The sequence below is a fragment of the Bacterioplanes sanyensis genome (assembly GCF_002237535.1).
Lineage (GTDB): Bacteria > Pseudomonadota > Gammaproteobacteria > Pseudomonadales > Oceanobacteraceae > Bacterioplanes > Bacterioplanes sanyensis_A.
The window spans coordinates 4,050,661-4,072,691 of the sequence record NZ_CP022530.1; the positions used below are offsets into that span (position 1 = coordinate 4,050,661).

At 52.8% G+C, this 22,031-nt stretch carries 23 protein-coding genes; 6 read left to right on the forward strand and 17 right to left on the reverse strand.

The window, feature by feature from the left end; genetic code table 11:
• Nucleotides 1–21 precede the first annotated feature (21 nt).
• A complete protein-coding gene (locus tag CHH28_RS18595; protein ID WP_094061716.1) occupies nucleotides 22–759 on the reverse strand; it encodes a response regulator in 738 nt (245 codons plus the stop codon).
• 370 nt (nucleotides 760–1,129) lie between these two features.
• Here CHH28_RS18595 and nrdA point away from each other — a divergent pair, with 370 nt between their 5' ends.
• The 5 genes from nrdA (at nucleotide 1,130) to bcp (ending at nucleotide 6,032) form a co-directional block, all read left to right on the forward strand.
• Nucleotides 1,130–3,397, forward strand: a complete 2,268-nt coding sequence (gene nrdA, locus CHH28_RS18600; RefSeq protein ID WP_094061717.1) for a class 1a ribonucleoside-diphosphate reductase subunit alpha — start codon at nucleotides 1,130–1,132, stop codon at nucleotides 3,395–3,397.
• Between the two features lie 123 nt (nucleotides 3,398–3,520).
• Nucleotides 3,521–4,654: a class Ia ribonucleoside-diphosphate reductase subunit beta gene (gene nrdB / locus CHH28_RS18605; RefSeq protein WP_094061718.1), complete on the forward strand. Its 1,134-nt coding sequence runs from the start codon at nucleotides 3,521–3,523 to the stop codon at nucleotides 4,652–4,654.
• 8 nt (nucleotides 4,655–4,662) lie between these two features.
• On the forward strand, nucleotides 4,663–5,109 hold the full coding sequence (gene yfaE, locus CHH28_RS20730; protein WP_420093155.1) for a class I ribonucleotide reductase maintenance protein YfaE: 447 nt from the start codon (nucleotides 4,663–4,665) through the stop codon (nucleotides 5,107–5,109).
• A gap of 71 nt (nucleotides 5,110–5,180) precedes the next feature.
• Nucleotides 5,181–5,462: a hypothetical protein gene (locus CHH28_RS18615; protein WP_094061720.1), complete on the forward strand. Its 282-nt coding sequence runs from the start codon at nucleotides 5,181–5,183 to the stop codon at nucleotides 5,460–5,462.
• A 96-nt stretch (nucleotides 5,463–5,558) separates the two neighbouring features.
• Entirely contained in the window at nucleotides 5,559–6,032 is a 474-nt protein-coding gene (bcp, locus tag CHH28_RS18620; protein WP_199243945.1) for a thioredoxin-dependent thiol peroxidase, read from the forward strand.
• On the opposite strand, the gene CHH28_RS18625 is transcribed toward bcp, so the two are convergent.
• Nucleotides 5,996–7,021, reverse strand: a complete 1,026-nt coding sequence (locus CHH28_RS18625) for an AraC family transcriptional regulator (protein WP_094061721.1) — start codon at nucleotides 7,019–7,021, stop codon at nucleotides 5,996–5,998. The genes bcp and CHH28_RS18625 overlap by 37 nt on opposite strands.
• 113 nt (nucleotides 7,022–7,134) lie before the next feature.
• Here CHH28_RS18625 and CHH28_RS18630 point away from each other — a divergent pair, with 113 nt between their 5' ends.
• A complete protein-coding gene (locus tag CHH28_RS18630; RefSeq protein ID WP_094061722.1) occupies nucleotides 7,135–7,614 on the forward strand; it encodes a DUF962 domain-containing protein in 480 nt (159 codons plus the stop codon).
• Between the two features lie 402 nt (nucleotides 7,615–8,016).
• Here the strand turns inward: CHH28_RS18630 and CHH28_RS18640 are convergent, their stop codons facing one another.
• From CHH28_RS18640 to flhA, 15 genes are all read right to left on the reverse strand, one after another.
• Nucleotides 8,017–8,394, reverse strand: a complete 378-nt coding sequence (locus CHH28_RS18640; RefSeq protein WP_094061724.1) for a DUF2802 domain-containing protein — start codon at nucleotides 8,392–8,394, stop codon at nucleotides 8,017–8,019.
• Between the two features lie 9 nt (nucleotides 8,395–8,403).
• Nucleotides 8,404–8,886 carry a chemotaxis protein CheW gene (locus CHH28_RS18645; protein ID WP_094061725.1) on the reverse strand — a complete coding sequence of 161 codons (483 nt, stop codon included), beginning with the start codon at nucleotides 8,884–8,886 and terminating at the stop codon, nucleotides 8,404–8,406.
• 147 nt (nucleotides 8,887–9,033) lie between these two features.
• The gene (locus tag CHH28_RS18650; protein ID WP_094061726.1) at nucleotides 9,034–9,789 is read right to left on the reverse strand and encodes a chemotaxis protein CheW; all 756 of its coding nucleotides are present in this window, start codon (nucleotides 9,787–9,789) and stop codon (nucleotides 9,034–9,036) included.
• Nucleotides 9,782–10,075 (reverse strand): hypothetical protein, encoded by a 294-nt coding sequence (locus tag CHH28_RS18655; protein ID WP_094061727.1) that lies wholly within the window; start codon nucleotides 10,073–10,075, stop codon nucleotides 9,782–9,784. Before CHH28_RS18655 ends, CHH28_RS18650 begins: the two co-directional genes overlap by 8 nt.
• Nucleotides 10,072–10,851, reverse strand: a complete 780-nt coding sequence (locus CHH28_RS18660; RefSeq protein WP_094061728.1) for a ParA family protein — start codon at nucleotides 10,849–10,851, stop codon at nucleotides 10,072–10,074. Before CHH28_RS18660 ends, CHH28_RS18655 begins: the two co-directional genes overlap by 4 nt.
• Nucleotides 10,852–10,913: 62 nt before the next feature.
• The gene (locus CHH28_RS18665) at nucleotides 10,914–11,606 is read right to left on the reverse strand and encodes an OmpA family protein (RefSeq protein WP_094061729.1); all 693 of its coding nucleotides are present in this window, start codon (nucleotides 11,604–11,606) and stop codon (nucleotides 10,914–10,916) included.
• Nucleotides 11,603–12,343 (reverse strand): motility protein A, encoded by a 741-nt coding sequence (locus CHH28_RS18670; RefSeq protein ID WP_094061730.1) that lies wholly within the window; start codon nucleotides 12,341–12,343, stop codon nucleotides 11,603–11,605. Before CHH28_RS18670 ends, CHH28_RS18665 begins: the two co-directional genes overlap by 4 nt.
• Complete coding sequence (locus CHH28_RS18675; protein ID WP_094061731.1) at nucleotides 12,343–13,377, reverse strand: protein-glutamate methylesterase/protein-glutamine glutaminase; 1,035 nt, start codon at nucleotides 13,375–13,377, stop codon at nucleotides 12,343–12,345. The genes CHH28_RS18670 and CHH28_RS18675 overlap by 1 nt, the downstream gene beginning before the upstream one ends.
• 22 nt (nucleotides 13,378–13,399) lie before the next feature.
• Nucleotides 13,400–15,598 carry a chemotaxis protein CheA gene (locus CHH28_RS18680; RefSeq protein WP_094061732.1) on the reverse strand — a complete coding sequence of 733 codons (2,199 nt, stop codon included), beginning with the start codon at nucleotides 15,596–15,598 and terminating at the stop codon, nucleotides 13,400–13,402.
• Between the two features lie 12 nt (nucleotides 15,599–15,610).
• Nucleotides 15,611–16,417, reverse strand: a complete 807-nt coding sequence (locus CHH28_RS18685) for a protein phosphatase CheZ (protein ID WP_094061733.1) — start codon at nucleotides 16,415–16,417, stop codon at nucleotides 15,611–15,613.
• A gap of 17 nt (nucleotides 16,418–16,434) precedes the next feature.
• The gene (cheY, locus tag CHH28_RS18690) at nucleotides 16,435–16,821 is read right to left on the reverse strand and encodes a chemotaxis response regulator CheY (protein WP_094062145.1); all 387 of its coding nucleotides are present in this window, start codon (nucleotides 16,819–16,821) and stop codon (nucleotides 16,435–16,437) included.
• Between the two features lie 114 nt (nucleotides 16,822–16,935).
• On the reverse strand, nucleotides 16,936–17,646 hold the full coding sequence (locus tag CHH28_RS18695) for an RNA polymerase sigma factor FliA (RefSeq protein ID WP_420093163.1): 711 nt from the start codon (nucleotides 17,644–17,646) through the stop codon (nucleotides 16,936–16,938).
• 21 nt (nucleotides 17,647–17,667) lie between these two features.
• Nucleotides 17,668–18,486, reverse strand: a complete 819-nt coding sequence (locus CHH28_RS18700) for a MinD/ParA family protein (protein ID WP_094061735.1) — start codon at nucleotides 18,484–18,486, stop codon at nucleotides 17,668–17,670.
• A gap of 38 nt (nucleotides 18,487–18,524) precedes the next feature.
• Nucleotides 18,525–19,745 (reverse strand): flagellar biosynthesis protein FlhF, encoded by a 1,221-nt coding sequence (gene flhF, locus CHH28_RS18705; protein WP_094061736.1) that lies wholly within the window; start codon nucleotides 19,743–19,745, stop codon nucleotides 18,525–18,527.
• Nucleotides 19,746–19,764: 19 nt separating this feature from the next.
• Nucleotides 19,765–21,966: a flagellar biosynthesis protein FlhA gene (gene flhA / locus CHH28_RS18710; RefSeq protein WP_094061737.1), complete on the reverse strand. Its 2,202-nt coding sequence runs from the start codon at nucleotides 21,964–21,966 to the stop codon at nucleotides 19,765–19,767.
• Between the last annotated feature and the right edge of the window lie 65 nt (nucleotides 21,967–22,031).

Below are 22,031 nucleotides of genomic sequence, written 5' to 3' on the forward strand. Positions count from 1 at the left end.
AATGAAAATAGGGAGACTCCGCTACAGCTCTTTGACGAACAAATACCCTTTGCTGCGCACGGTTTTTATGCGCTTAGGATTCATTGGGTCGTCACCGACTTTCGGTCGAATCCGCGAGACCCGCACATCAATCGAGCGGTCTTGGCCGTCGTATTCGATGCCACGCAACTGATGGAAAATTTCTTCCCGTGTCAGCACACGCCCGGCACTGCTGCACAATAGCCACAGCAAATCAAACTCGGCACTGGTCAGATCGATGCTTTCACCGTTAAGCCAAGCTTCACGCATGGCGTTATCAACCACTAGGTTGCCAAACGTTAGACGGTTGTCGTTGCTGAGCTCATCGCCGTCCACCATGGTGGTGTCACGCACGCGACGCAGTAAGGCGCGAATGCGCGCCAACAAAACCCGCGGACGCACCGGCTTCGCCACGTAATCGTCGGCGCCCATTTCCAGGCCCAACACTTGATCCAGGTCTTCGGTGCGTGCAGTCAGCATAAGAATGGGGCCTTTGTAATAAGGCCGAACAATCCGACAAACGGCAAGGCCATCCTCCCCTGGCAACATCAAATCCAGCACCACCAGGTCGGGTTGTTCGTTTTTAATGCGTTCAATGGCGCGGCTGCCATCGCCCTCGACGGACACTTGCAAGCCATTGCTTTCCAAATAGTCCTTGGTGAGCGTGGCCAGCCGTTCATCATCCTCAACAATCAGAATGCGCCAGTTTTCTTCTGCACTGCCCGTTTCGTGGTTACGCATGACCTTGCTCGTTCCCCTATGAGTATGACCAAATTGGCAATGCTATTACTTTAGCTTCAGATACGCACGGTTGCACTGCCTATACCGCACGGATCATCCAGGCGCTGCCGCAACGTCTGACGGGTGTTAATTTTGTGTCCACTAATGGCTAACAACTTATCCACATCACAGAAATCCATACCCACAATATCTTGGGGTTGAATTCACCCCTGCACCGCATTATCTTGTGTCTCACTCTCTTTTTTTGCTTTTGCGTCAGCCACTTAGGCAGTGTTAATCCACACCTTTGCGGCTGCGTCAAGCAGTTTACGGATGAATAGATCCTTCACGGATCGAAGGGGTCCAATCCTTGAATACAGGCACACAAACCATGAACACTCAGCTCCGAGTCGCCAAACGCGACGGGCGTCAAGAATCTCTTGATCTGGACAAAATCCACAAAGTTATCACCTGGGCCGCCGACGGCCTGGATAAGGTGTCAGTATCCGAAGTGGAGCTCAAAGCCCATCTGCAGTTTTACGATGGCATTCCAACGGCTGAAATTCATGAGACCCTGATCAAGGCAGCGGCTGACCTGATTTCTGAACAGGCACCGGACTACCAGTACTTGGCAGCGCGCCTGAACATCTTCCATTTGCGTAAAAAAGCATATGGTCGTTTTGAGCCACCAGCGCTGTTTGACCACGTCACGGCGATGGTAGAAGGCGGACGTTACGATCCGCATTTGCTAGAAGACTATACCCGCGAAGAGCTGGAAGCGATGGACGGCTTTATTGATCACAGCCGTGACATGAACTTCAGCTACGCAGCGGTCAAACAGCTCGAAGGTAAGTACCTGGTTCAAAACCGCGTTACCGGCGAGGTATTCGAAAGCGCACAGTTTTTGTACGTGCTGATTGCAGCCTGCCTGTTCGCCTCTTACGACAAAGAACGTCGCCTCGATTACATCCGTCGTTTTTATGACGCGGTGTCCACCTTTAAGCTGTCACTGCCAACGCCGATTATGGCGGGCGTACGGACCCCGACACGCCAGTTCAGTTCTTGCGTCTTGATTGAGGCCGGCGACAGCTTGGATTCAATCAATGCTACTGCCGCCGCGATTGTAAAATACGTTTCACAACGCGCGGGCATTGGTATTAATGGTGGCCGCATTCGCGCACTGGGCAGCCCGATTCGCGGCGGTGAGGCATACCACACCGGATGTATCCCGTTTTACAAGCACTTCCAAACCGCGGTGAAATCTTGTTCACAAGGCGGTGTGCGTGGTGGAGCGGCGACCTTGTTCTATCCGCTATGGCACTACGAAGTAGAAAGCTTGCTGGTGCTGAAGAATAACCGCGGTGTAGAAGAAAACCGTGTACGTCACCTGGACTACGGCGTGCAAATTAACAAGCTGATGTATGAGCGTTTGATTAAAAACGGCAACATCACCTTGTTCTCACCGTCTGATGTGCCGGGCCTGTACGACGCGTTCTTTGAAGATCAAGCGCTATTCGAGCAGTTGTATGTGAAATACGAAGCCGACGACAGCATCCGCAAACGCACATTAAAAGCCGTCGATTTGTTCTCTGCCATGATGCAAGAACGTGCCAGCACTGGCCGTATCTATGTACAGAACGTCGACCACTGTAATACCCACAGTCCGTTTAATCCGAAAAAAGCACCGGTACGCCAGTCGAACCTGTGTCTGGAAATTGCCCTGCCAACTCGCCCGTTGACCGACGTTAACGATGCGGAAGGTGAAATTGCACTGTGTACGCTAGCGGCCTTTAACTTAGGCGCGCTTAACGAGTTGGACGAACTGGAAGAGCTGTCCGATTTGATTGTCCGCGCGCTGGATAGCCTGCTGAGCTATCAGGACTACCCCGTACCTGCGGCTGAGCGCGCCAGCTTGTCGCGCCGCACACTGGGTGTTGGTGTCATTAACTACGCCTACTATTTGGCGAAAAACGGCGTGAAATATTCCGATGGCAGCGCCAATGGCCTGACTCACCAAACATTCGAGGCCATCCAGTATTGGCTGCTGCGCGCGTCGAACAAATTGGCACAAGAGCAAGGGGCTTGCAGTGCCTTTGGTGACACCACCTACGCGCAAGGACTTTTGCCAATCGACACCTATAAAAAAGACGTCGATTCCTTCTGCGACCAAGCCTTACAGTACGATTGGGAAAGCCTGCGCGCGGACATTGCCAAGCACGGTTTGCGCAACTCAACACTGACCGCATTGATGCCTTCAGAGACGTCTTCGCAAATCAGCAATGCCACCAACGGTATTGAACCACCGCGCGGCTACATCAGCGTTAAACAGAGCAAGGACGGCATCCTTAAGCAAGTGGTGCCGGAATACGATCGTTTAAAAGAACAATACGAATTGTTGTGGCAAATCCCGAGCAACCAAGGCTACTTGCAACTGGTCGGCATTATGCAGAAGTTTGTGGATCAGGCGATTTCCGCCAACACCAACTACGACCCATCGCGCTTCGATGGCAAAGTACCGATGCAGCAGTTGCTAAAAGATTTGCTCACCGCCTACCGCAACGGCTTGAAGACCTTGTATTACCACAATACGCGTGACGGTATGCAAGATCCGCAAAACGAGGCGGAGGACGATTGCGCAGGCGGTGCTTGTAAAATCTAATTGTTCGATGTGTCCCATGCTCGCTGACCGGGCAATGGGCTGTGCAGCGCCGCAGAAAACTCTGTGGCGCTGTTTTTAGTTGACGGGCACGGGTCAGGGCCCCCTCTAGAATTAATTATTGGTATGGCATACACGACCTTTAATCGAAACGAATTTGATACTTTTGCGCAGCCGATGTTCTTTGGTGAACAAGTGAATGTGGCGCGCTACGATCAGCAAAAACATAAGATTTTTGAAAATCTGATCGAGAAACAACTGTCCTTTTTCTGGCGTCCAGAAGAAGTCGACCTGACCAACGATCGTAAAGATTTTTTGGATTTACCGGCCCACGAGCAACATATTTTTGTCAGCAACCTGAAATATCAGACGTTGCTGGACTCGGTTCAAGGGCGCTCCCCCAATGTCGCGTTGCTGCCTGTCGTGTCTCTGCCTGAGTTGGAAACCTGGATAGAAACCTGGTCGTTCAGTGAGACCATTCACAGCCGCTCTTACACGCACATTGTGCGCAACATCGTGCCTAATCCGGCGGAAATATTTGATGACATTACGAAGAATGATTTTATCGTTCGCCGCGCGATTTCTGTGACTCAGTATTACGACGAGTTTATTGAGCTGTCGAATTACTATTTGCAACTGGGTGAAGGCGTGCATGAAGTCAATGGTCAGCCCATTGAAGTGAGCATGCACGAGCTGAAGCGTCGTTTGTACCTGACCATGGTATCGGTGAATGTCCTCGAAGCTATCCGGTTTTACGTCAGCTTTGCCTGCTCCTTCGCCTTTGCTGAGCGTGCCAAGATGGAAGGCAACGCCAAAATCATTAAATTGATTGCCCGCGATGAAGCACTGCACCTAACCGGGACGCAACACATTCTGCAAATTATGGCGCGCGGTAAGGACGACCCTGAGTTTGCGCAAATCGCAGATGAGTGTCGCGATGATGTGGTCAGAATTTTCGCTGAAGCAGCGCAGCAAGAAAAAGAGTGGGCGGAATATCTGTTCAAAGATGGCTCTATGATTGGCCTGAACCGGGATATTCTGTGCCAGTACGTGGAGTACATTACCAACCAGCGTATCAGTGCTCTGGGTTTTGACCCTATTTTTGATAACACCATAAATAACCCACTGCCATGGATTAACGCTTGGCTGAACAGCGATAACGTCCAGGTGGCGCCACAAGAAGCGGAGATCAGCTCTTATCTGGTGGGCGCTATTGATAGCGAAGTCGATACCTCAGATTTTGGTGACTTTGATCTGTGATGCCGCTTGTGAAGGATAACAATGGCCCAGAGGCTTTTGACCTAGACGGCCAACCGCAACAGACGCAACCCGAGTTTGAGCTCGAGCCCGAGCAGGCAGATAGTGAGCCTGCACCGGCTCAGGCCGAACTCTACCTGCCGGACCATAATCCAGAGCAACCCGGTGACACACCGCAACTGCCACTGTCACCAGAGTTGTTACCGCCCAAGCACGCCGTACAGCTGGCAGATGGGCGTGCCATCTTGTTTCAGCATGCTGGGTCGTTATTGGAATCCATGGAAGCGCAAGACATCGACGTGCACTACCAATGCCGTGACGGCTACTGTGGCAGTTGTCGCGTGCAGCTGCTGGAAGGCAATGTCCATTACTCCAAAGAGCCACTGGCGTTTATCGACGACGGTGAGATTTTGCCCTGCTGCTGCATTCCCACCAGCGCGCTTAAAATCAAACTCTGACCTGCGTTAAATCAATAGCGAAGGCATCACTGAGCCGTATGCTGGAAGCCTCAACTACAAGGAGATCCAGCATGGCACTGATTCGCATCACTCCCAACGTCGCGATGGTTCGCATGAATGCCCGTGAGCATTTGGAAGAAATTCCGGGTGACTTTTACATCAATTTAGACACCTTGGTGGAAGCGCGTATGCGCCCAGTGCGCGCTGAGCACGACGGCGACTTTTGTGCCGATGTACTGCTGGTAATGGAAAATAAAACGCACGAATTCTTATTCCGCAACAGCCCGGCGGGCAACAAAGCCAAAGATGCACTAACGCTCTACTTGAATGGGCTCAGCATCAACGTTGACTGATCAGGGGCGAAAGCCCCTATACATTCCTTATACAAACCTTTCCTCAAAGCACAGGGTGCGATAATCTTTCAGCTTTTATGACTTGAGGGATTTGGCATGAGCCTGAACTTACCAGCCATTGGTGATAATGCACCGGACTTCACCACCCTGAACCAGCGTGAAGAACGTGTCTCACTGAGTGATTTACGCGGCAAAACCGTTGTGTTGTATTTCTACCCCAAAGCCATGACACCCGGCTGTACCACGCAAGCCTGCGGCATCCGCGACACCCAAAGCGAGTTTGAACAGCGCAATGCCGTGGTTTTAGGCATCAGCCCAGACGCTCCTGCACGCCTGCAAAAGTTCATCGACAAACAACAACTGAATTTCGACTTATTGTCCGATGAGGACCATCAAATTGCCGAGTTGTACGGCGTTTGGGCCTTAAAGAAGTTCATGGGCAAAGAGTTTATGGGAGTCCATCGCCTGACCTTTATCATCGATGCCGATGGCAAGCTCGCCCACATCATCGAAAAAGTGAAAACCAAAACCCATCACGATGACGTGTTGGCAGTACTCGACTCGCTTTGATCACCCTCGCGGCGCACTTCACTCGGTGACGCCGCAAACCACCGATGGCAAGCGCGAGTAAAGCTGCTGCCCGACAGTCCCACTTGCAAGGCGATATCCGTCACCCGTTCCTGTGTTTGCATCAGCAAGTAACGAGCGCGCTGCTTGCGTCCGTCATCCAGCATCTCCTGAAAGCTCAATCCTTGCTCACTCAGCCGCCGTTGCAGAGTTCGTTCACTGATGAATAACGACTCCGCAAGCTGTGCTCGAGAGACATCCAAGGTATCGCGTTGCTGCAGCCAGGCCATCACCTGCTGATACAGATCCGGAGCTTGCAAGGCCTGCAGTTGCTGCTCCAGCATATGCTCGTGCATGGCCGCCAGTTCAGTATCCTCAAGTGCCAACGGCTCATCCAACCAAGTGCGATCAAATACCAGCGCATTGCGCGACTGATCAAACACCAGTGGACAGTCAAAAATGCGTTGATAGTTGTCGATCTGAGCTGGCGCAGAGTGAGTGAACTCGGCCTGCATTAGCGGAATACGCTGACAAGCCAACCAATCCGCAAAACCGCGCAGCAGCGCCATCACTGCATCCACTTGATGGCGACTGAAATTATCGGCCTGCGGCTGATAACAAATCGCCGCCTGCTCGCCTTGCTGCACGATCTGAAAGCGGCCGCCGTCACTTAAAATGCGCGTGTAACGAATGGTCTTTTGGAAAGCGTCGTTTAGGTCTTTCGAGTGTAATAGCACCAAGGCAAACAGCTGAAACTGTGCAGGTTTGACCCACTCGCCCATCGCCAGTCCAAAATCTTGCACCGGCGAAGCCTCCTCCGCAGCGCGCCATAACCTCAGGGTTTTGTCCAAGCCGATACGCGTTTGCCCAGACAGACAAGTAGGAGTAAGGCCAGCGCGCTGCATCAATAAGTCGCTGTCCAGACCGAGCTGCTGCGCCGCCATCAACAGGGCTTTTATCCATAATACAGAGACAGTTTTTACAGTTGTCATGTCACATTGTCCGCCAAAGACAACATCAAAGGCTCCCACAGGCAAGATTGCTGCGCCAGTTTTTCTTATGATGATTATGTCAATGCTGCAGCATAACAATAACGAGGTGAGGTATGACGAAAAAAACAGCCGATCAATGGTTCTCCGAATACGGAGAAAGCCATCAAAACCCACTGAATAAGCTTATCCATTGGATTTGCGTGCCCTTGATCTTCCTGGTGATTATGGGACTGCTGTGGGAAATTCCAGTACCCGGCTTTATGGCGGCAGTGCCCTACCTCAACTGGGCAACCTTATCTGCCGTAATTGTGGTCGGATTTTATTTAAAGATGTCACCCAGTTTGGCCATCGGGTTGGGCCTGTTCACCCTTGCTTGCTACGTTGCGCTCGCTTGGTATGAGCGCCAGTCAGGCCTGCCAAGTTTATGGCTGACCTGCACAGTAGGCTTTGTCGTGCTGTGGGTATTTCAGTTTATTGGCCACTACATCGAAGGTAAGAAACCGTCTTTCTTTAAAGACATACAGTTTCTTTTGATTGGCCCGGCCTGGCTGATGGGCTTTATCTACCGCCGCTTAGGCATTCCATATTCATAACCATCATCGTCTTGAGCTAACAACACCTAAAGCCTTGCCCCTAGCCATACATGGTCGGGGGCTTGCTTTTGTAGCAGCTGTGACTACCGCAATAAATGATGATGTTACGGCCTTTGTCCCGCGTATGTATCAAATACAAGTCGGTAAATTCTCTGGTTCGCTCTAGCAGACTGGCATCTTGCACGGTCTGAGCGAGGTAACGGTGTGGCGTGTCGTCACGAGAAGCGTTCCATACTGGTGACAGAGTCAGCATCAGCGCTAACCCGAAGACAGCTGAGTGCATCGCTGTTCCTCCCAGTCATTTGATCACAAGCCAGATACAACAAGGCCCTGAAACCAGTATAGGTTTCAGGGCCTTATGCGTAGGAACGTTTGGTTATAATGCGCCAGGTCTGGTGTGTGTCAGTGAGGTCGTTTCAGCGATACCAGTAATTCTGCTTCACCTCGAGCCATGCCGCAGTTTTCGACCAACTCCGCGGCCGAAGCTCCCATGCCAGCCAAGCGTGATGCCTGGTGATAAATACGATCATCTGCTTGAGGCGCCAACGCCGACTTTTGTACTTTTTGCAGACGACCTTCCAATTCCTTAACCCGACGCCCCATGCCAATGGCACTGCGACTGATGGCCTGGTGATTGCCATCAAGGGCGGCGATGCGTCCATCCAACGCCTTAAAATCACGCTGCTGTTGGCGGTGCAGTCCGCAAAGAACCAACCCTACCAGCACGAGTAACCCCATATTTCCCGCTAACAACCAATGCAACAGCGACCAAGACGCCATAGGAACCTCCTACAAATTGTGCAGATCGTTCCACTCTTCGTCCGACATCATTTTTTCCAGCTCTACCAAGATCAACAGCTCATCATTCTTATGACAAACTCCTTGGATAAACTTGGCACTTTCATCATTGCCGACGTTCGGAGTGGTCTCAATTTCAGATTGACGCAGGTAAACCACCTCCGCCACCGCATCCACGAGCATGCCGACTACTTGGTTCTCCGCTTCGATAATCACGATCCGGGTTTGGTCGGTCGTATCTGCTGACGGCAGACCGAAGCGTAAACGGGTGTCGATGACTGTCACGACATTGCCACGCAAGTTGATGATTCCCAACACGTATGGCGGCGCACCAGGAACCGGGGCTATTTCCGTGTAACGCAGCACTTCTTGCACCTGCATCACGTTAATGCCGTACGTCTCATTTTCGAGACGATAGGTTACCCATTGCAGTACCGGATCTTCCCCGGTCTTATTTCCGGCTATCGCAGACATATTACATCCTCGCTATGAAAGGCTCTTGCCGGGATCGTTGCCACTACCCGCCAACCTTTCATTACTATAGAAGAGAGCACAAAGTGTACCAGCTGAATTAAGTTTTTTTACCGGCCTGAATGGAGGCCAGCATTCGACCGTCAACCCTTACGTCGCCTGCAGTCGTTGCTGCTCTAACATGGTGAGCAAGCCGGGCACATCCAACAAAGCACACATTTCAGAGATGACGGTTCCGGCAAGCCATTGACGCTTACCCTTTTCACCACGCCATTTGATTGACGATTTTTGCAACGTGATGGTGTCACAGATTTCTTGGCATGCCAGAGCCCAAGGGGTGCGATCCAACTGGATGGCGTAATCGAAGCCGTCACGCGCCAGCTTCATACCACGCTCAGGCATGATCAGATCAGCACTGTCTACGATACTTAAACGGACATCGTCTGACTGCCACACACCGATCGCCCAGCTGACCTGGCCAAATAAGGGAGTAATCTCAGAGGACAGCCGATGTACTCCGCCTAACACAGGCAGCGGAATAGCCAGCTTTAGGCCAGAGACTTTAAAGATAAGACACTCAACGCCCTGGCTGCTGTTCCAGTCCAGCTCAACAATGCCCTCACCTGGCGGGGCTGTTGCTGGCAGGGCTGGGGCCGGCGCAGCTGGCTCGACTGCTGTCACCACCTCCTCGGCCGGATCTTCATCTATCGCAGGGGTTTCTTCCGGTACTTCAACGATAGGCTCTGCCACGGGAAGTTCTGCCGCAACAGAGTCGTCAACCTCAGGTGTAACCTCTGGAGCAACCGGGCGAACCTCCGTTGCGGTCACCAGCAATTGGTCCAGATAATCCTGCAGCACCCCATCAACTTGGTTGACGGTGCGGGTCGAGCGTATCGACTCAGCCATAACGACCACCAATATGAAGGCGACAGTAGCCTAATACAGCACTGCGCAAACGACCTGGTAGCAGATTCGGTAGAGCACACACAAAATACAACGCTTGGCTAAAGTGCGGCACTCCAGCACTTAAAGATGACAACACGCATAGGCGCTGCCCGCGCTCAATGCTGTCCTTCGGCTTCGTATCCAGATAGGGCGATACGGCTTGCTGCAGTTTGTCGTCCCAGCTGTCGCTCTTTGGCGAAGTGAGCAAACTGTCGAAGTAGGCGTTCAGTGGATCGGCCGTGTTCATGCGGCATCCTCTTGCCGCTCAAGATCACGCAGCAAATGACGGTATGCTCTGACACCGCGGCTATCTGCCTCCAGTTGATGGGGAAATACGCCTTCATGACTGGCGTCTCGCAAGCGCGTATCGACAGGAATCGACTCCTCCCACAGCGACTCACGGTACTCTTTGCGCATTTCTCGTAACGTGGTTACCGACGCCAGCGTTCTGCGATCAAATAAGGTCGGCACGATGGTATAGGGTAAGCTTCGGTTCTGGGAACGCATCACCATCTTCAACGTATGGATCATGCGCTCCAGTCCTTTCATGGCCAGATGCTCGGTTTGCGTCGGAATCACCAGGCGCTGACAAGCCGCCAATGCGTTGACCAGCAGCACACCCAATATTGGCGGCGTATCTAACAAGACATGGTCGTATTCGTCCCACAGCTGCGCCAGGCTGCGCGCCAGTACCAGTCCCATGCCATCCTGACCGCTAACCTGGCGCTCCAGTGTCGCCAGCGAGGTGGTGGCCGGCAGTACATGAATATGTTGATGAGATGTGGGTTTCAGCACTGACTGAATAAATGCTTTGTCTTTGTGTCGTTGCTCAAAAAATAAATGATAAAGGCTGCGTTCCAAGCTATCTGGGTCGTGTTTGAAATAACTGGTCAACGAGCCATGCGGGTCTAAATCAACCAGCAATACACGCTTCCCTTGCTCGGCTAAAAGCCCTCCCAAGGTTACGACGCTGGTCGTTTTACCGACACCGCCTTTTTGATTAGCTATTGACCAGATACGCACCTGACTGTCCTCGACGTTAGAATCTTGCTTTATCCACGATAAGCAAAAATCGTGTCAATTTATTATGGTTTGGGCCTGGACCAAGGCGCTGCCTGATCGTCCTGGGTCATATACAGCACCACACGTCTATTTTGTTGCCGCGCTTCATCCGTGGCTCCCGGCTCTGCAGGGTGATAATGAGACAACCCCATCGCCGCCATCCGCTGCGGAGCAACGCCATACAACACCAAATTTTGTACCACAGACGCCGCTCGTAAAGCCGAGATTTCCCAGTTGGTAATGCCTGCGCGCGTCGGCGTATCGTCGGCATGCCCTTGCACATTAATCGGATAAGGCCATGGCCTTAACTCTTCGGCAATACGCTGCAATAACGGCAATGCAGAGTCGCGTATACGGGTTTCACCCGGCGCAAACAAAACATCAGCATTCAGCGATACAGTGATCCAATCCTCCTCACCTTCCACCACTATATCGTCCGTTTCCTGGATTAGTTGAGCGACTTGTCGAATATCTGCCACCAGCGGCAACAACCCATTTCCATCATTAAAAAGCGATGTATCCAATGGCGGTGGCTCAGGCATGGCATTGGGTGGGGTAAATAGATTCTGAATACGATCACGGATGACCTCCCCCTCCTGCTCATCCACCAGCTCAATGGCGTACATCATGATGAAAAAAGCACAGAGCAAGGTCATGTAGTCGGCATAAGAGACCAACCAACGATGGTTATCTGACACTTTGCCATTTCGACTCACAGGGTAATTCCTTGCAGGCGATAGCGCAGCACAGCAGGGTTTACCCCCGAACGGATACTTAATATGCCCGCCACCATGGCACGCTGATAACGACCACGCAGTGATACCATCTGCCGTAATCGACTGCTCAAAGGAATCACCACAATGTTAGCGGCTGCTACACCATAAAAAGTCGCAACAAACGCCGTGGCAATCCCAGCCGCCAGCGTGTCCGGCTGTTGAATACTGGACAGCACTTGCATCAACCCCAGCACAGCACCCACGATTCCCAGTGTCGGTAGATATCCGGCAAGTTGATCCAGGTGATCAATCAGTTCATTGTCGCGCTCTTGCTGTGTTTGGATTTCTAGCTGCAAGGAGCGGTCAATCAATTCATCGTCGTAGCCGTCTGCCAACATGGTCAACGCTCTTTGCAGCAATGGCTCAGACTCGGCGGAGGCAAGCTGCTCCAGTGCCAATACGCCGTCCTTGCGCTGAGCATTGGCACACACGCTCAGCTTGCTGATTAAGGCATCGATCGACAAAGAAGGCGGCATAAACAGCCAAGAAATGATGTTGAGCAAGGGTGACCAATGCAACACGGGAATCTGCGCTAGGGTAGCCAAACCCGCACCACCAAACACAATCAGTGCTGCCGGCCCGTTCAGTAACAGCGACGCGCTGCCACCCTCAAGCGAAAACCCCAGCAGTACCGCCAGTACAGCTAGGGCAACCACCGCCAACGACCAGCGGTCCATTATCCAATCTCAGCAGATAACTTGGGTCCAATATCTGGAAGGGCAAGAATTTCATCAGACAATCCTTCCTTGATAACGGCCATTGGCATTCCGAAAATAACGCACGTCTCTTCGTTTTGTGCCCAAACCGTCGCACCTTGTTGTTTCAACAGGCGTGCGCCTTCTCTGCCATCGGCGCCCATGCCGGTAAGTATCAGTGCAAGTGTGCGTCGCCCATAGTGTTTGGCAGCGGAGGCAAACGCAATATCCACACTGGGCCGATAATTAACCCGCTCGTCACTTTCGCGAATATGAATCGAACCGCCATTGCGCTTATCCACCATCAACTGCATACCGCCGGGCGCTACATACACATGACCTGCTTCTATGCGCTCACCATCCTCCGCTTCTTTAACTGACAGTGGGCTCATGCGATTCAAACGCTCAGCAAATGCTTTGGTAAACGAACCTGGCATGTGCTGAATAATGATAATAGGAGTACGAAAGCCCGCTGGGATGGTTTTAAACAGCGATTGCAGCGCTGCAGGACCACCGGTAGAGGTACCAATTACCACCAAATCAACCTGACCTGACAGCGAGCCACGCTTAACAACCGCAGGCCGAGGTGGCGGAGTACTTTCAGTGAGCGCACGCCGACGGCTGTTGGCCACCGCGGCAATTTTATCGGTTAAGGTTTGCCGTATTTGCGCACTGTTTTTTGCGATAGCGTCAAAGTTTTTCGGTAAAAAATCTAAGGCACCGGCTTCGAGAGCGTCCAAGGTAACGCGGGCGCCTTCAAATGTCAGCGACGAGAACATCAGTACCGGCACAGGACGTGACTGCATGATGTTACGCACGGCCGTAATGCCATCCATCACCGGCATTTCATAGTCCATGGTGATGACGTCGGGTTTTAATTTTTCATTTTGTTCCATCGCTTGGCGACCGTTGTCTGCCAAGCCAATCACTTCCATACGAGGGTCGGAATTAATAATCTCTGACACCCGGCGTCGGAAAAAACCCGAATCATCTACCACCAGCACACGTATGGTCATGCGGTATACTGCTCCTCTCGCGTTAGGCTGCGCTCATTGCCTTGGTCGCATAACGACTCAGCATGCTAGGAATATCTAAAATTAATGCGATTCGACCATCGCCAGTAATGGTGGCACCAGCCATTCCTGCCGTACCATGCAGCATGCGCCCCAGCGGTTTAATCACCACCTCTTCTTGGCCAATGAGCTGATCAACCACAAAACCAACACGCTGCGTTCCGACGGAGACCACCACCACGTGTGCTGACTCGTCTGCCTTGGAATAGGATTCTCCTTGAATTAGCCAACGCTTGAGGTGGAACAAGGGGATCGGTTTTTCGCGTACCACCACCACTTCTTGGCCATCAACAATATTGGTTTGTGTCAGATCCAGATGGAAGATCTCGTTGACGCTCACGAGTGGGAAAGCGAATGCCTGATCCTTCAGCATGACCATCAACGTCGGCATAATCGCCAGCGTTAGAGGTACTTTGATGCGAATCGCGGTACCACGACCTAACTCAGAATCGATATTGATGGTGCCGTTTAGCTGCGTGATCTTGGTTTTCACCACGTCCATGCCAACGCCGCGACCAGACACATCGGAAATTTGTTCTTTGGTAGAAAACCCCGGCGCAAAAATCAGGTTGTAACACTCGTTAGGCGTTAAGCGATCAGCGGCGTCCTGGTCCATCAAACCTTTTTCTACGGCCTTGCGACGCAATACATCCGCATCCATTCCGCCGCCGTCGTCCTGGATCACCAGCAAGATGTGATCACCCTCCTGTTCAGCAGACAGCACCACGGTTCCAACCCGGGTTTTACCTTTTTGCTCACGCACGTCGGGCATCTCGACACCGTGATCTACCGCGTTACGCACCAAGTGCACCAAAGGATCGGCCAATGCCTCAACCAGGTTTTTATCCAGGTCCGTCTCTTCACCGCGCAGTTCGAGATTGATCTCTTTTTTAAGCTGCCGGGCCAAGTCACGAACCACTCTAGGGAAGCGCCCGAACACTTTTTTAATCGGCTGCATCCGGGTTTTCATCACCGACGTTTGCAGATCGCCGGTTACCACGTCCAAATTGGCCACCGCCCGTGACATGGATTCGTCAGAACTCTCCAACCCCAAACGCATGAGGCGATTACGCACCAACACCAGCTCACCGACCATATTCATAATGTCATCGAGGCGCTTGGTATCAACGCGCACCGTCGCTTCTGCAGCGGGCTGACTTTCACGCTCAGGCTTGCGCGCTTCCGCTTTCGCAGCCGGTTGAGCTTGAGGTTTGGCAGGTTCCGGCTTAGCCGCCGGTTGAGCAGGAGGCGGTGTCGGTTTTTCAGCGGGTTTTTCGGTCGGTACTTCAGCGGCCGGCGGTGCTGGCGAGTCTGAGTCGGGCGCCCCCGCGTGCTTGCCTTTGCCATGCAAGCGGTCCAGCAGCTCTTCAAACTCGGAATCTGTGATTAGGTCATCACCGCCACCGCTGGCAGCAGGAGCTGGCTCATCACTGCTCGCCGGAGCCGTAGCATTGCTGGCATCAGGATCAGCGCCGATTTTGCCTTTACCGTGTATTTGATCCAGTAGCGCTTCGAACTCATCCTCAGTGATTTCATCATCACTGTCAGAATCGCTGCCATCAACGTCGAAAAACTCGTCGGTTGCAGGCGCTGCTTCTGCCGCGGGTGCCTTATCACCGTTTTCATCCAAAGCATCTAACAGTTGCTCGAATTCATCATCCGTGATGTCGCCAGAATCGCTGCTCTGAACTGGCGTCGATTCGGCAGGTGCAGGAGGCTCAGGCTCCGGGGGAGGCTCGGCAGCAGCGGCAGGTTCAGGTGCTGGAGCGGCACTGGCAGGCTTGGCCAGCTCATGCAGTCGTTCGATCATGGCAGGATCGGCTTCTTCCGGCATTTGCCCAGATCGCACTGCAGCAAACATGTCGTTCACCGCATCTAACGCCTGTAGCACAACGTCCATAAGATCCGAGTCGACTCCACGCTGACCGTTGCGTAATGTATCAAACACGTTTTCGGCGGCATGACAGCAGTCCACTAACGGATTCAACTGCAAAAAGCCCGCTCCGCCTTTGACCGTGTGAAAGCCACGAAAGATGCTGTTCAGCAAGTCATGATCATCTGGCCGTTGTTCAAGGTCGACCAACTCCTCCGACAGGCTTTCGAGAATTTCCCCAGCCTCTACCAGAAAATCCTGGAGAATTTCTTCATCAGCATCGAAACTCATCCGTTGGCTCCTCTAAAAACCAAGACTGGACAGTAGATCATCAACTTCATCCTGACTGCTCACCACGTTTTCACTGTCAGTATTCACCTGTGGCCCTTCAGCGGCGATGTTAGCCACAGCGGTGTCGACTGGTGGTTCGACCACCGCCTCCTTCGGCTCTTCATGCGCGACTCCGGTCAGGGAGTCCAGCGTTCCCGCCATCGCCACTAAATTAACCAAGCGATCCTCTATATCGCGCACGAGCTCTGCCACTTTCTGAATAATTTGACCCGTTAAGTCCTGAAAATCCTGAGCCAACATAATTTCAGATAAATTGCCCTGCACCAATTGGCTCTCGCTTTGAGTTTGTTGCAAGAACACCTGAATTTCCTTAGACAATTGACGGAACTCGTCAGGCTTTAACTCGCGCTGCAAAAACCTTTGCCATTGCTTGGACAGCACCTCGGCTTGTTGGTGAATGTCGGCAATCTTGGGCAAGCTGGCATCCACCAAGTCCATGGTTTTATTGGCCGACTTATCGGTCATCTGTACCACGTAGGTTAGTTTATCGGTCGTATTCGCAATTTCTGAACCCGCACCAATGGTATCGATGTTGAGATTTTTGATGGATTCATGCACCGCACGAGTCAGCTTGCCCACTTCCTGGTACAGGGTCCGATCACGAATCTCATTTAATTTATTGATCACCGAAACCGCATCACTGAGCCGACCACTTTCGACTTCGGTGATCATTTGCTCTGCAAGATTGCGAATTTCCGCCGTCACCGCCTCGTCAGCGGGCAGCGCTGTATTATCGTTATCAGGTTGATTGTCGGCCATGTGCCCGCCTATATCCGTCAGCCTTCGACTCGCTCAAAGATCTTATCGATTTTTTCCTTGAGCACCGCCGCAGTAAACGGCTTCACCACGTAACCGTTTACACCCGCCTGCGCTGCAGCAACGATTTGATCGCGTTTGGCTTCCGCCGTCACCATCAACACCGGCAAGTGTTTTAGCTTGTCGTCGGCGCGCACGTGCTTCAACAGATCCAGGCCAGTCATGCCCGGCATGTTCCAATCGGTTACTAGGAAGTCGAAATCTCCGGCCTGCAGCATCGGCAATGCAGTATTACCATCGTCTGCTTCCTGGGTATTGGTAAAGCCCAAGTCCCGCAGCAGATTCTTCACGATGCGTCTCATTGTCGAAAAATCATCCACAATGAGAATTTTCATATTTTTATCCAAAACGACCTCCACTAAGTCGACTTTGCATATTCCAAGTCGTTCCTAAGGGTTATTGTAGACCGTGTCAGCGCTTTATCCATATGACTGTAACGTAGGCGCTAACAGGCACTGCTGTTAGTCTGACAGCCAGTCACCCAAGCGGCCGCGCAGGCGATGAGCGGCTTGGCTGTGCAGTTGGCTGACCCGCGATTCACTAACGCCGAGCACGGCGCCAATCTCTTTCAGGTTCAGCTCCTCGTCATAATACAATGCCAGCACCAACTGCTCACGTTCTGGGAGTTGGCGAATGGCTTGCGCTAGGTGTTTTTGAAAGTGCTCGCGCTCAATGCCATCGAGCACATTGGTGGCAGGGTCATCGACATTGGCGGTGTCGCCATTTTCAGTGACTTCTTCGTAACTGAATAGACGACAGCCCGCGCTGTCTTGCAAAATAGAGTGGTATTCTTGCTGTGAAATGCCGAGGTACTCGGCTACTTCAGTATCGTCTGCATCGCGGCCCTTAGCGCTTTCTACTGCTTTAATGGCTTCGGTTATGCGCCTGGAATTACGATGAACCGATCGCGGCGCCCAGTCTCCGCGGCGTATTTCGTCTAGCATGGAGCCACGAATTCGAATGCCTGCATAAGTTTCAAAGCTGGCACCTTTAGTGCCGTCGTACTTGCGCGCGGCTTCCAGCAAACCAATCATACCGGCTTGTAATAGGTCATCCAGCTGGACGCTATCCGGTAAACGCCCGAGCAGATGATGAGCAATTCGTTTCACCAACCCTGAGTGCTCTCGCACCAAACGATCGGCGTCATTTTTCTGAATGTCTGAGTACACCAGGCAACTTCCCGCCGACACAGATCAGGCTCCTGCTTCTTGCACCAGCCGATCAACAAAAAATTCTAAGTGGCCGCGTGGAGTAGAAGGCAGCGGCCATCCATCCACTTTCTTCGCCAAGGCTCTAAACGCCGTCGCCGCTTTAGAACGGGGGTAAACGTCCACCACGGCTTTCTGCCGCTGTACCGCGCGGCGTACCGCATCGTCCTGCGGTACTGCACCAACATACTGCATGGCCACATCCAAAAAGCGATCCGTTACCTTGGTCAGTTTATTAAATAACACATTGCCTTCCTGCGGGGACCTCACCATGTTGGCAACCACACGGAAACGGAACACACCGTAGTCGCGATTCAACAGCTTAATCTGCGCATAGGCATCGGTGATAGACGTCGGCTCATCGGTCACCACCACGATGACTTCTTGTGCCGCTCGAACAAAGCTCATGACGGTGTCAGAGATGCCAGCAGCAGTGTCGATTATCAACACGTCAATATCATCACCAATATCACTGAATGCTTGAATCAAGCCCGCATGTTCCATGCTATTCAATTGCGACAAGCGCTGTGTACCAGACGACGCAGGCACAATGCGAATGCCACCAGGACCGTGCACCATGATATCAGCTAAGTCGCAGTCGCCTTGCAACACGTCTTCGATAGTGCGGTTGGCATTGACACCGAGCAAGATATCGATATTTGCCAAACCCAAATCAGCGTCCAACAACACCACCCGGCGACCGATTTCAGCCAGGGCAATGGACAGATTCACTGACACGTTACTTTTGCCAACGCCACCCTTGCCGCCGGTCACGGCGATTACTTGTACGGGATGCTTAGCCATAGTTAGCTATTGCTCCTAAATTCACTGTATTTGCCAACTCAACGTGCAGCCATGGCCATTTCTGGCGCTTGCCACCGTGTTCTAGCCATGCGAGCCATTTGCTCCGCCAAGCGCACCAGCTTGTCGGCATCCGGCAGATGAACGTCGTCTGGAATGTGCGGCCCATCGGTAACCAGCGTCAGCGGCAGGCCTGTCAGCGCAGCCACACTCATGGCCGGCCCAAGACAAAAACATTCATCCAATTTGGTAAAGATGCACCCATGCAACGATGCCGATTTAAAGTGCTCATAGTTCTCCTGCAAGCACCGCCCTTGACTGGTTAAAGGCAGTACCAGCAGCTTCTTCACCGTATTGCCACATGCCTTTAGCATAGACAATTGTTCTTTAAAGTGCGTGTCCTGACTGGCCAGTCCGGCGCTGTCGATCAGCACCAGCTTGGCCTTAGCCACTTTCTTCAGCAGCTCCGGCAAGCTGCCATCCTGGGGTGCTCGCAGACAGCGTACGCCAAGAATTTTGGCAAAGGTTTTCAGCTGATCATGCGCAGCAATGCGGTAGTTATCCAACGTAATCATCACCACCGACTCAGCGCCGTGGCGAATCACAAACTGCGCCGCCATTTTACCAATGGTGGTGGTTTTGCCAGCACCGGTTGGCCCCAGCAGGGCGTATCGGCCACCCCGCTCCAACCAGGGCAAACCCTGAACGGGCAAATCCTGCTGCATCAGCTGCAACGCTTCGCGCCAGCTGTCATCGACACTGTCTTGCGGCCGCAAACGACTGACCACGCGATCTGCCCACGCCGGCTCTATGCCAACATCCTGGCACCGTTGCCACAATTGTGATTGTTGCCAAGTCATCGGACGGTCACTGTCCCAAGGGCTGCCCTGATGACTCACCAACCAGTTTTTCAATTCCTTCAGCTCACCAGTCATGCGCTTTAACTCAGCATCATCGAAGGCTTTAGGCTGCGTGAACTGCTCACGCACTGATTGCTCTCGTTGACGATGGGCACTGTCGTCCGCCGCAGGGCTTGGCCGCAGTTGCTGACGTGTTTGCTCCAGCTCACGCTGAAGATTCAATTGACGCTCTACCTCGGCCTGGGCACCGGCATCACCAGACTGGTAATCGGTCGCCGCCACCACTTCAAAACCATGATCGACCTTTTTGCTCGACAAAATAACGGCATCGCTACCCAGTTCCTGAGTAACCTGCCGCAATGCCTGTTGCATATTTACTGCAGTGATGCGTTTTACTTTCATGAGCTTCGGCCTTTCTCAGTTAGCCATTCTGGCTGCCAACGGTGGCAACAATGGTGATGCTTTTGTTGTCCGGTATTTCCTGATAAGACAGTACATGCAGCTGTTCTAGACTGTTACGCACGAACGCCGCCATGCTAGCCCGCAGCTGTGTTGTCACCAGCAATACTGCAGGACGTCCAGCCATTTCCTGATTCTGTACCGCTTCTGCCAGTGATCTTTGCAATGTGTCTGCCATATTCGGCTCCAATACCAAACCCGTCGGAGACGTCGGTTGATTGCCTTGTTGAACTGTCTTAAGCAACAATTGTTCCAGCGATGGATCCAGCGTCATCACCGGCAGCTCATCCTCATTGCCAAAGATGTTCTGCACTATCATCCGAGCCAGAGCTAAGCGCGCGACGGAGGTCAAAGCGGCGATATCTTGACTCTGCCCAGGGAAATTCGCCAAAGACTCGGCGATGGAGCGTAAATCGCGAATCGGGACTTGTTCGCGCAGTAGGTTCTGCAGCACCGTCAGCAATTGGCTAATGCTCACGGTGTTAGGCACCAGCTCTTCGGCCAGTTTAGGAGAGGTCTTCGCCAGCATGTCGACCAGCTGCTGCACATCCTCGTGCCCCAGTAGCTCATGGGCATGCCGTTGCAGCTTTTGGTTAATGTGTGTGGCGACCACCGTGCTGGCATCCACCACGGTGTAACCCAGGGTTTGAGCTTTGTCCTTTTGGCTGGCGTCAATCCAGAAGGCATCTAAGCCAAAGGCCGGATCACGAGTGGCAATGCCATCGATCTTGCCGAACACCTGTCCAGGGTTAATAGCCAACTCGCGTTCAGGGTGAATCTCTGCTTCCGCCAATGTCACCCCCATCAAGGTGACGCGGTATTGGTTGGGCAGCAGATCCAAGTTGTCGCGGATGTGCACCGACGGCATCAGAAAACCCAATTCCTGCGACAACTTGCGACGAACCCCTTTGATACGACTCAGCAGCTGGCCGCCCTGATTTTTGTCGACCAAAGGAATCAGTCGATAGCCAACCTCCAAACCGACGCGATCCACCGGTTCAACGTCGTCCCAGCCCAGCTCTTTGACTTCCATTTGCTGCAACGCTGCCTGCGCCTGCTCTTGCGGCGCCGCCAGCGCTTTGCCACTGCTGCCCTCCGCTGCGGCTTCTGGGCGGGCACTCGAACCGGACAAACGCTGGGCGATCTTATCGCCCAGCCCGCCGCCTTCTTTGCGCCAATGAATCCAGTAAGCAACGGCGCCAGCCACGGCCGCCGCCGACAAAAATACCGTGTGCGGCATGCCAGGGACGATGCCCATCAAGAACATCAACCCAGCCGACACACCTAATGCTCTGGATGAGGCGAACATCTGACCAAACACCTGCTGGCCCATGTCTTCGTCATTGCCGTTACGTGTCACCATGATGGCGGTGGCGGTAGACAGCAGCAGTGACGGAATCTGCGCCACCAAACCGTCACCGATGGCCAGCAGGGTATAAGCCTCCACCGCATCGCCGAGCGTGAGCCCGTGTTGGCCCATGCCAATGGCAAAACCACCAACGATGTTGATGATCAAAATCAGAATACCGGCGACCGCATCGCCTTTTACAAACTTACTGGCACCGTCCATCGCGCCGTAAAAGTCGGCTTCGGCGGCAATGTCCGCACGGCGGGTTTTGGCTGCATCGGCGTCGATCAAGCCAGCGTTCAAATCGGCATCGATCGCCATTTGTTTGCCGGGCATGGCATCCAAGGTAAAACGCGCTGTTACTTCAGACACCCGGCCCGCACCCTTGGTCACCACCACAAAGTTGATGATCACCAAGATTAAAAACACCACCAAACCAACGGCGTAGTTGCCGCCAATCAGTACTTCCCCAAAAGCCTCGATCACTTTACCGGCGGCAGCGCCACCTTCATGGCCATTCAGCAGCACAACTCGTGTACTGGCCACGTTCAATGCCAGGCGCAATAACGTTGCCACCAGCAATATGGTGGGGAAAATCGCGAAGTCGAGCGGCCTGCGGGCATAGACGCTGACCAGCAATACAACCACGGATAAGGCAATGTTGAAGGTGAAAAAGGTGTCCAGCAGAAACGGCGGCAATGGCAAGGTCATCATGCCCAGCAACACCAGCAGCATCAGCGGGATGGCCAAACTGGTATTGCTGAGCGCGCCAAAGGCCGATTTAACCTGACTAAACACTCCGGATGCTGCGGCCATAAGGCGTACCGTCAAAAAACTAACTTAAAACGCCTTACTGCAAAAACCTTTCCTACTTTTCACAA

Coding starts and splice junctions, on each gene's coding strand:
- CHH28_RS18595 (WP_094061716.1), bottom strand. CDS start 759: ATGCGTAACCACGAAACGGGCAGTGCAGAAGAAAACTGGCGCATTCTG.
- nrdA (WP_094061717.1), top strand. CDS start 1,130: ATGAACACTCAGCTCCGAGTCGCCAAACGCGACGGGCGTCAAGAATCT.
- nrdB (WP_094061718.1), top strand. CDS start 3,521: ATGGCATACACGACCTTTAATCGAAACGAATTTGATACTTTTGCGCAG.
- CHH28_RS18615 (WP_094061720.1), top strand. CDS start 5,181: ATGGCACTGATTCGCATCACTCCCAACGTCGCGATGGTTCGCATGAAT.
- bcp (WP_199243945.1), top strand. CDS start 5,559: ATGAGCCTGAACTTACCAGCCATTGGTGATAATGCACCGGACTTCACC.
- CHH28_RS18625 (WP_094061721.1), bottom strand. CDS start 7,021: ATGACAACTGTAAAAACTGTCTCTGTATTATGGATAAAAGCCCTGTTG.
- CHH28_RS18630 (WP_094061722.1), top strand. CDS start 7,135: ATGACGAAAAAAACAGCCGATCAATGGTTCTCCGAATACGGAGAAAGC.
- CHH28_RS18640 (WP_094061724.1), bottom strand. CDS start 8,394: ATGGCGTCTTGGTCGCTGTTGCATTGGTTGTTAGCGGGAAATATGGGG.
- CHH28_RS18645 (WP_094061725.1), bottom strand. CDS start 8,886: ATGTCTGCGATAGCCGGAAATAAGACCGGGGAAGATCCGGTACTGCAA.
- CHH28_RS18650 (WP_094061726.1), bottom strand. CDS start 9,789: ATGGCTGAGTCGATACGCTCGACCCGCACCGTCAACCAAGTTGATGGG.
- CHH28_RS18655 (WP_094061727.1), bottom strand. CDS start 10,075: ATGAACACGGCCGATCCACTGAACGCCTACTTCGACAGTTTGCTCACT.
- CHH28_RS18670 (WP_094061730.1), bottom strand. CDS start 12,343: ATGGACCGCTGGTCGTTGGCGGTGGTTGCCCTAGCTGTACTGGCGGTA.
- CHH28_RS18675 (WP_094061731.1), bottom strand. CDS start 13,377: ATGACCATACGTGTGCTGGTGGTAGATGATTCGGGTTTTTTCCGACGC.
- CHH28_RS18680 (WP_094061732.1), bottom strand. CDS start 15,598: ATGAGTTTCGATGCTGATGAAGAAATTCTCCAGGATTTTCTGGTAGAG.
- CHH28_RS18685 (WP_094061733.1), bottom strand. CDS start 16,417: ATGGCCGACAATCAACCTGATAACGATAATACAGCGCTGCCCGCTGAC.
- CHH28_RS18700 (WP_094061735.1), bottom strand. CDS start 18,486: ATGGCTAAGCATCCCGTACAAGTAATCGCCGTGACCGGCGGCAAGGGT.
- flhF (WP_094061736.1), bottom strand. CDS start 19,745: ATGAAAGTAAAACGCATCACTGCAGTAAATATGCAACAGGCATTGCGG.
- flhA (WP_094061737.1), bottom strand. CDS start 21,966: ATGGCCGCAGCATCCGGAGTGTTTAGTCAGGTTAAATCGGCCTTTGGC.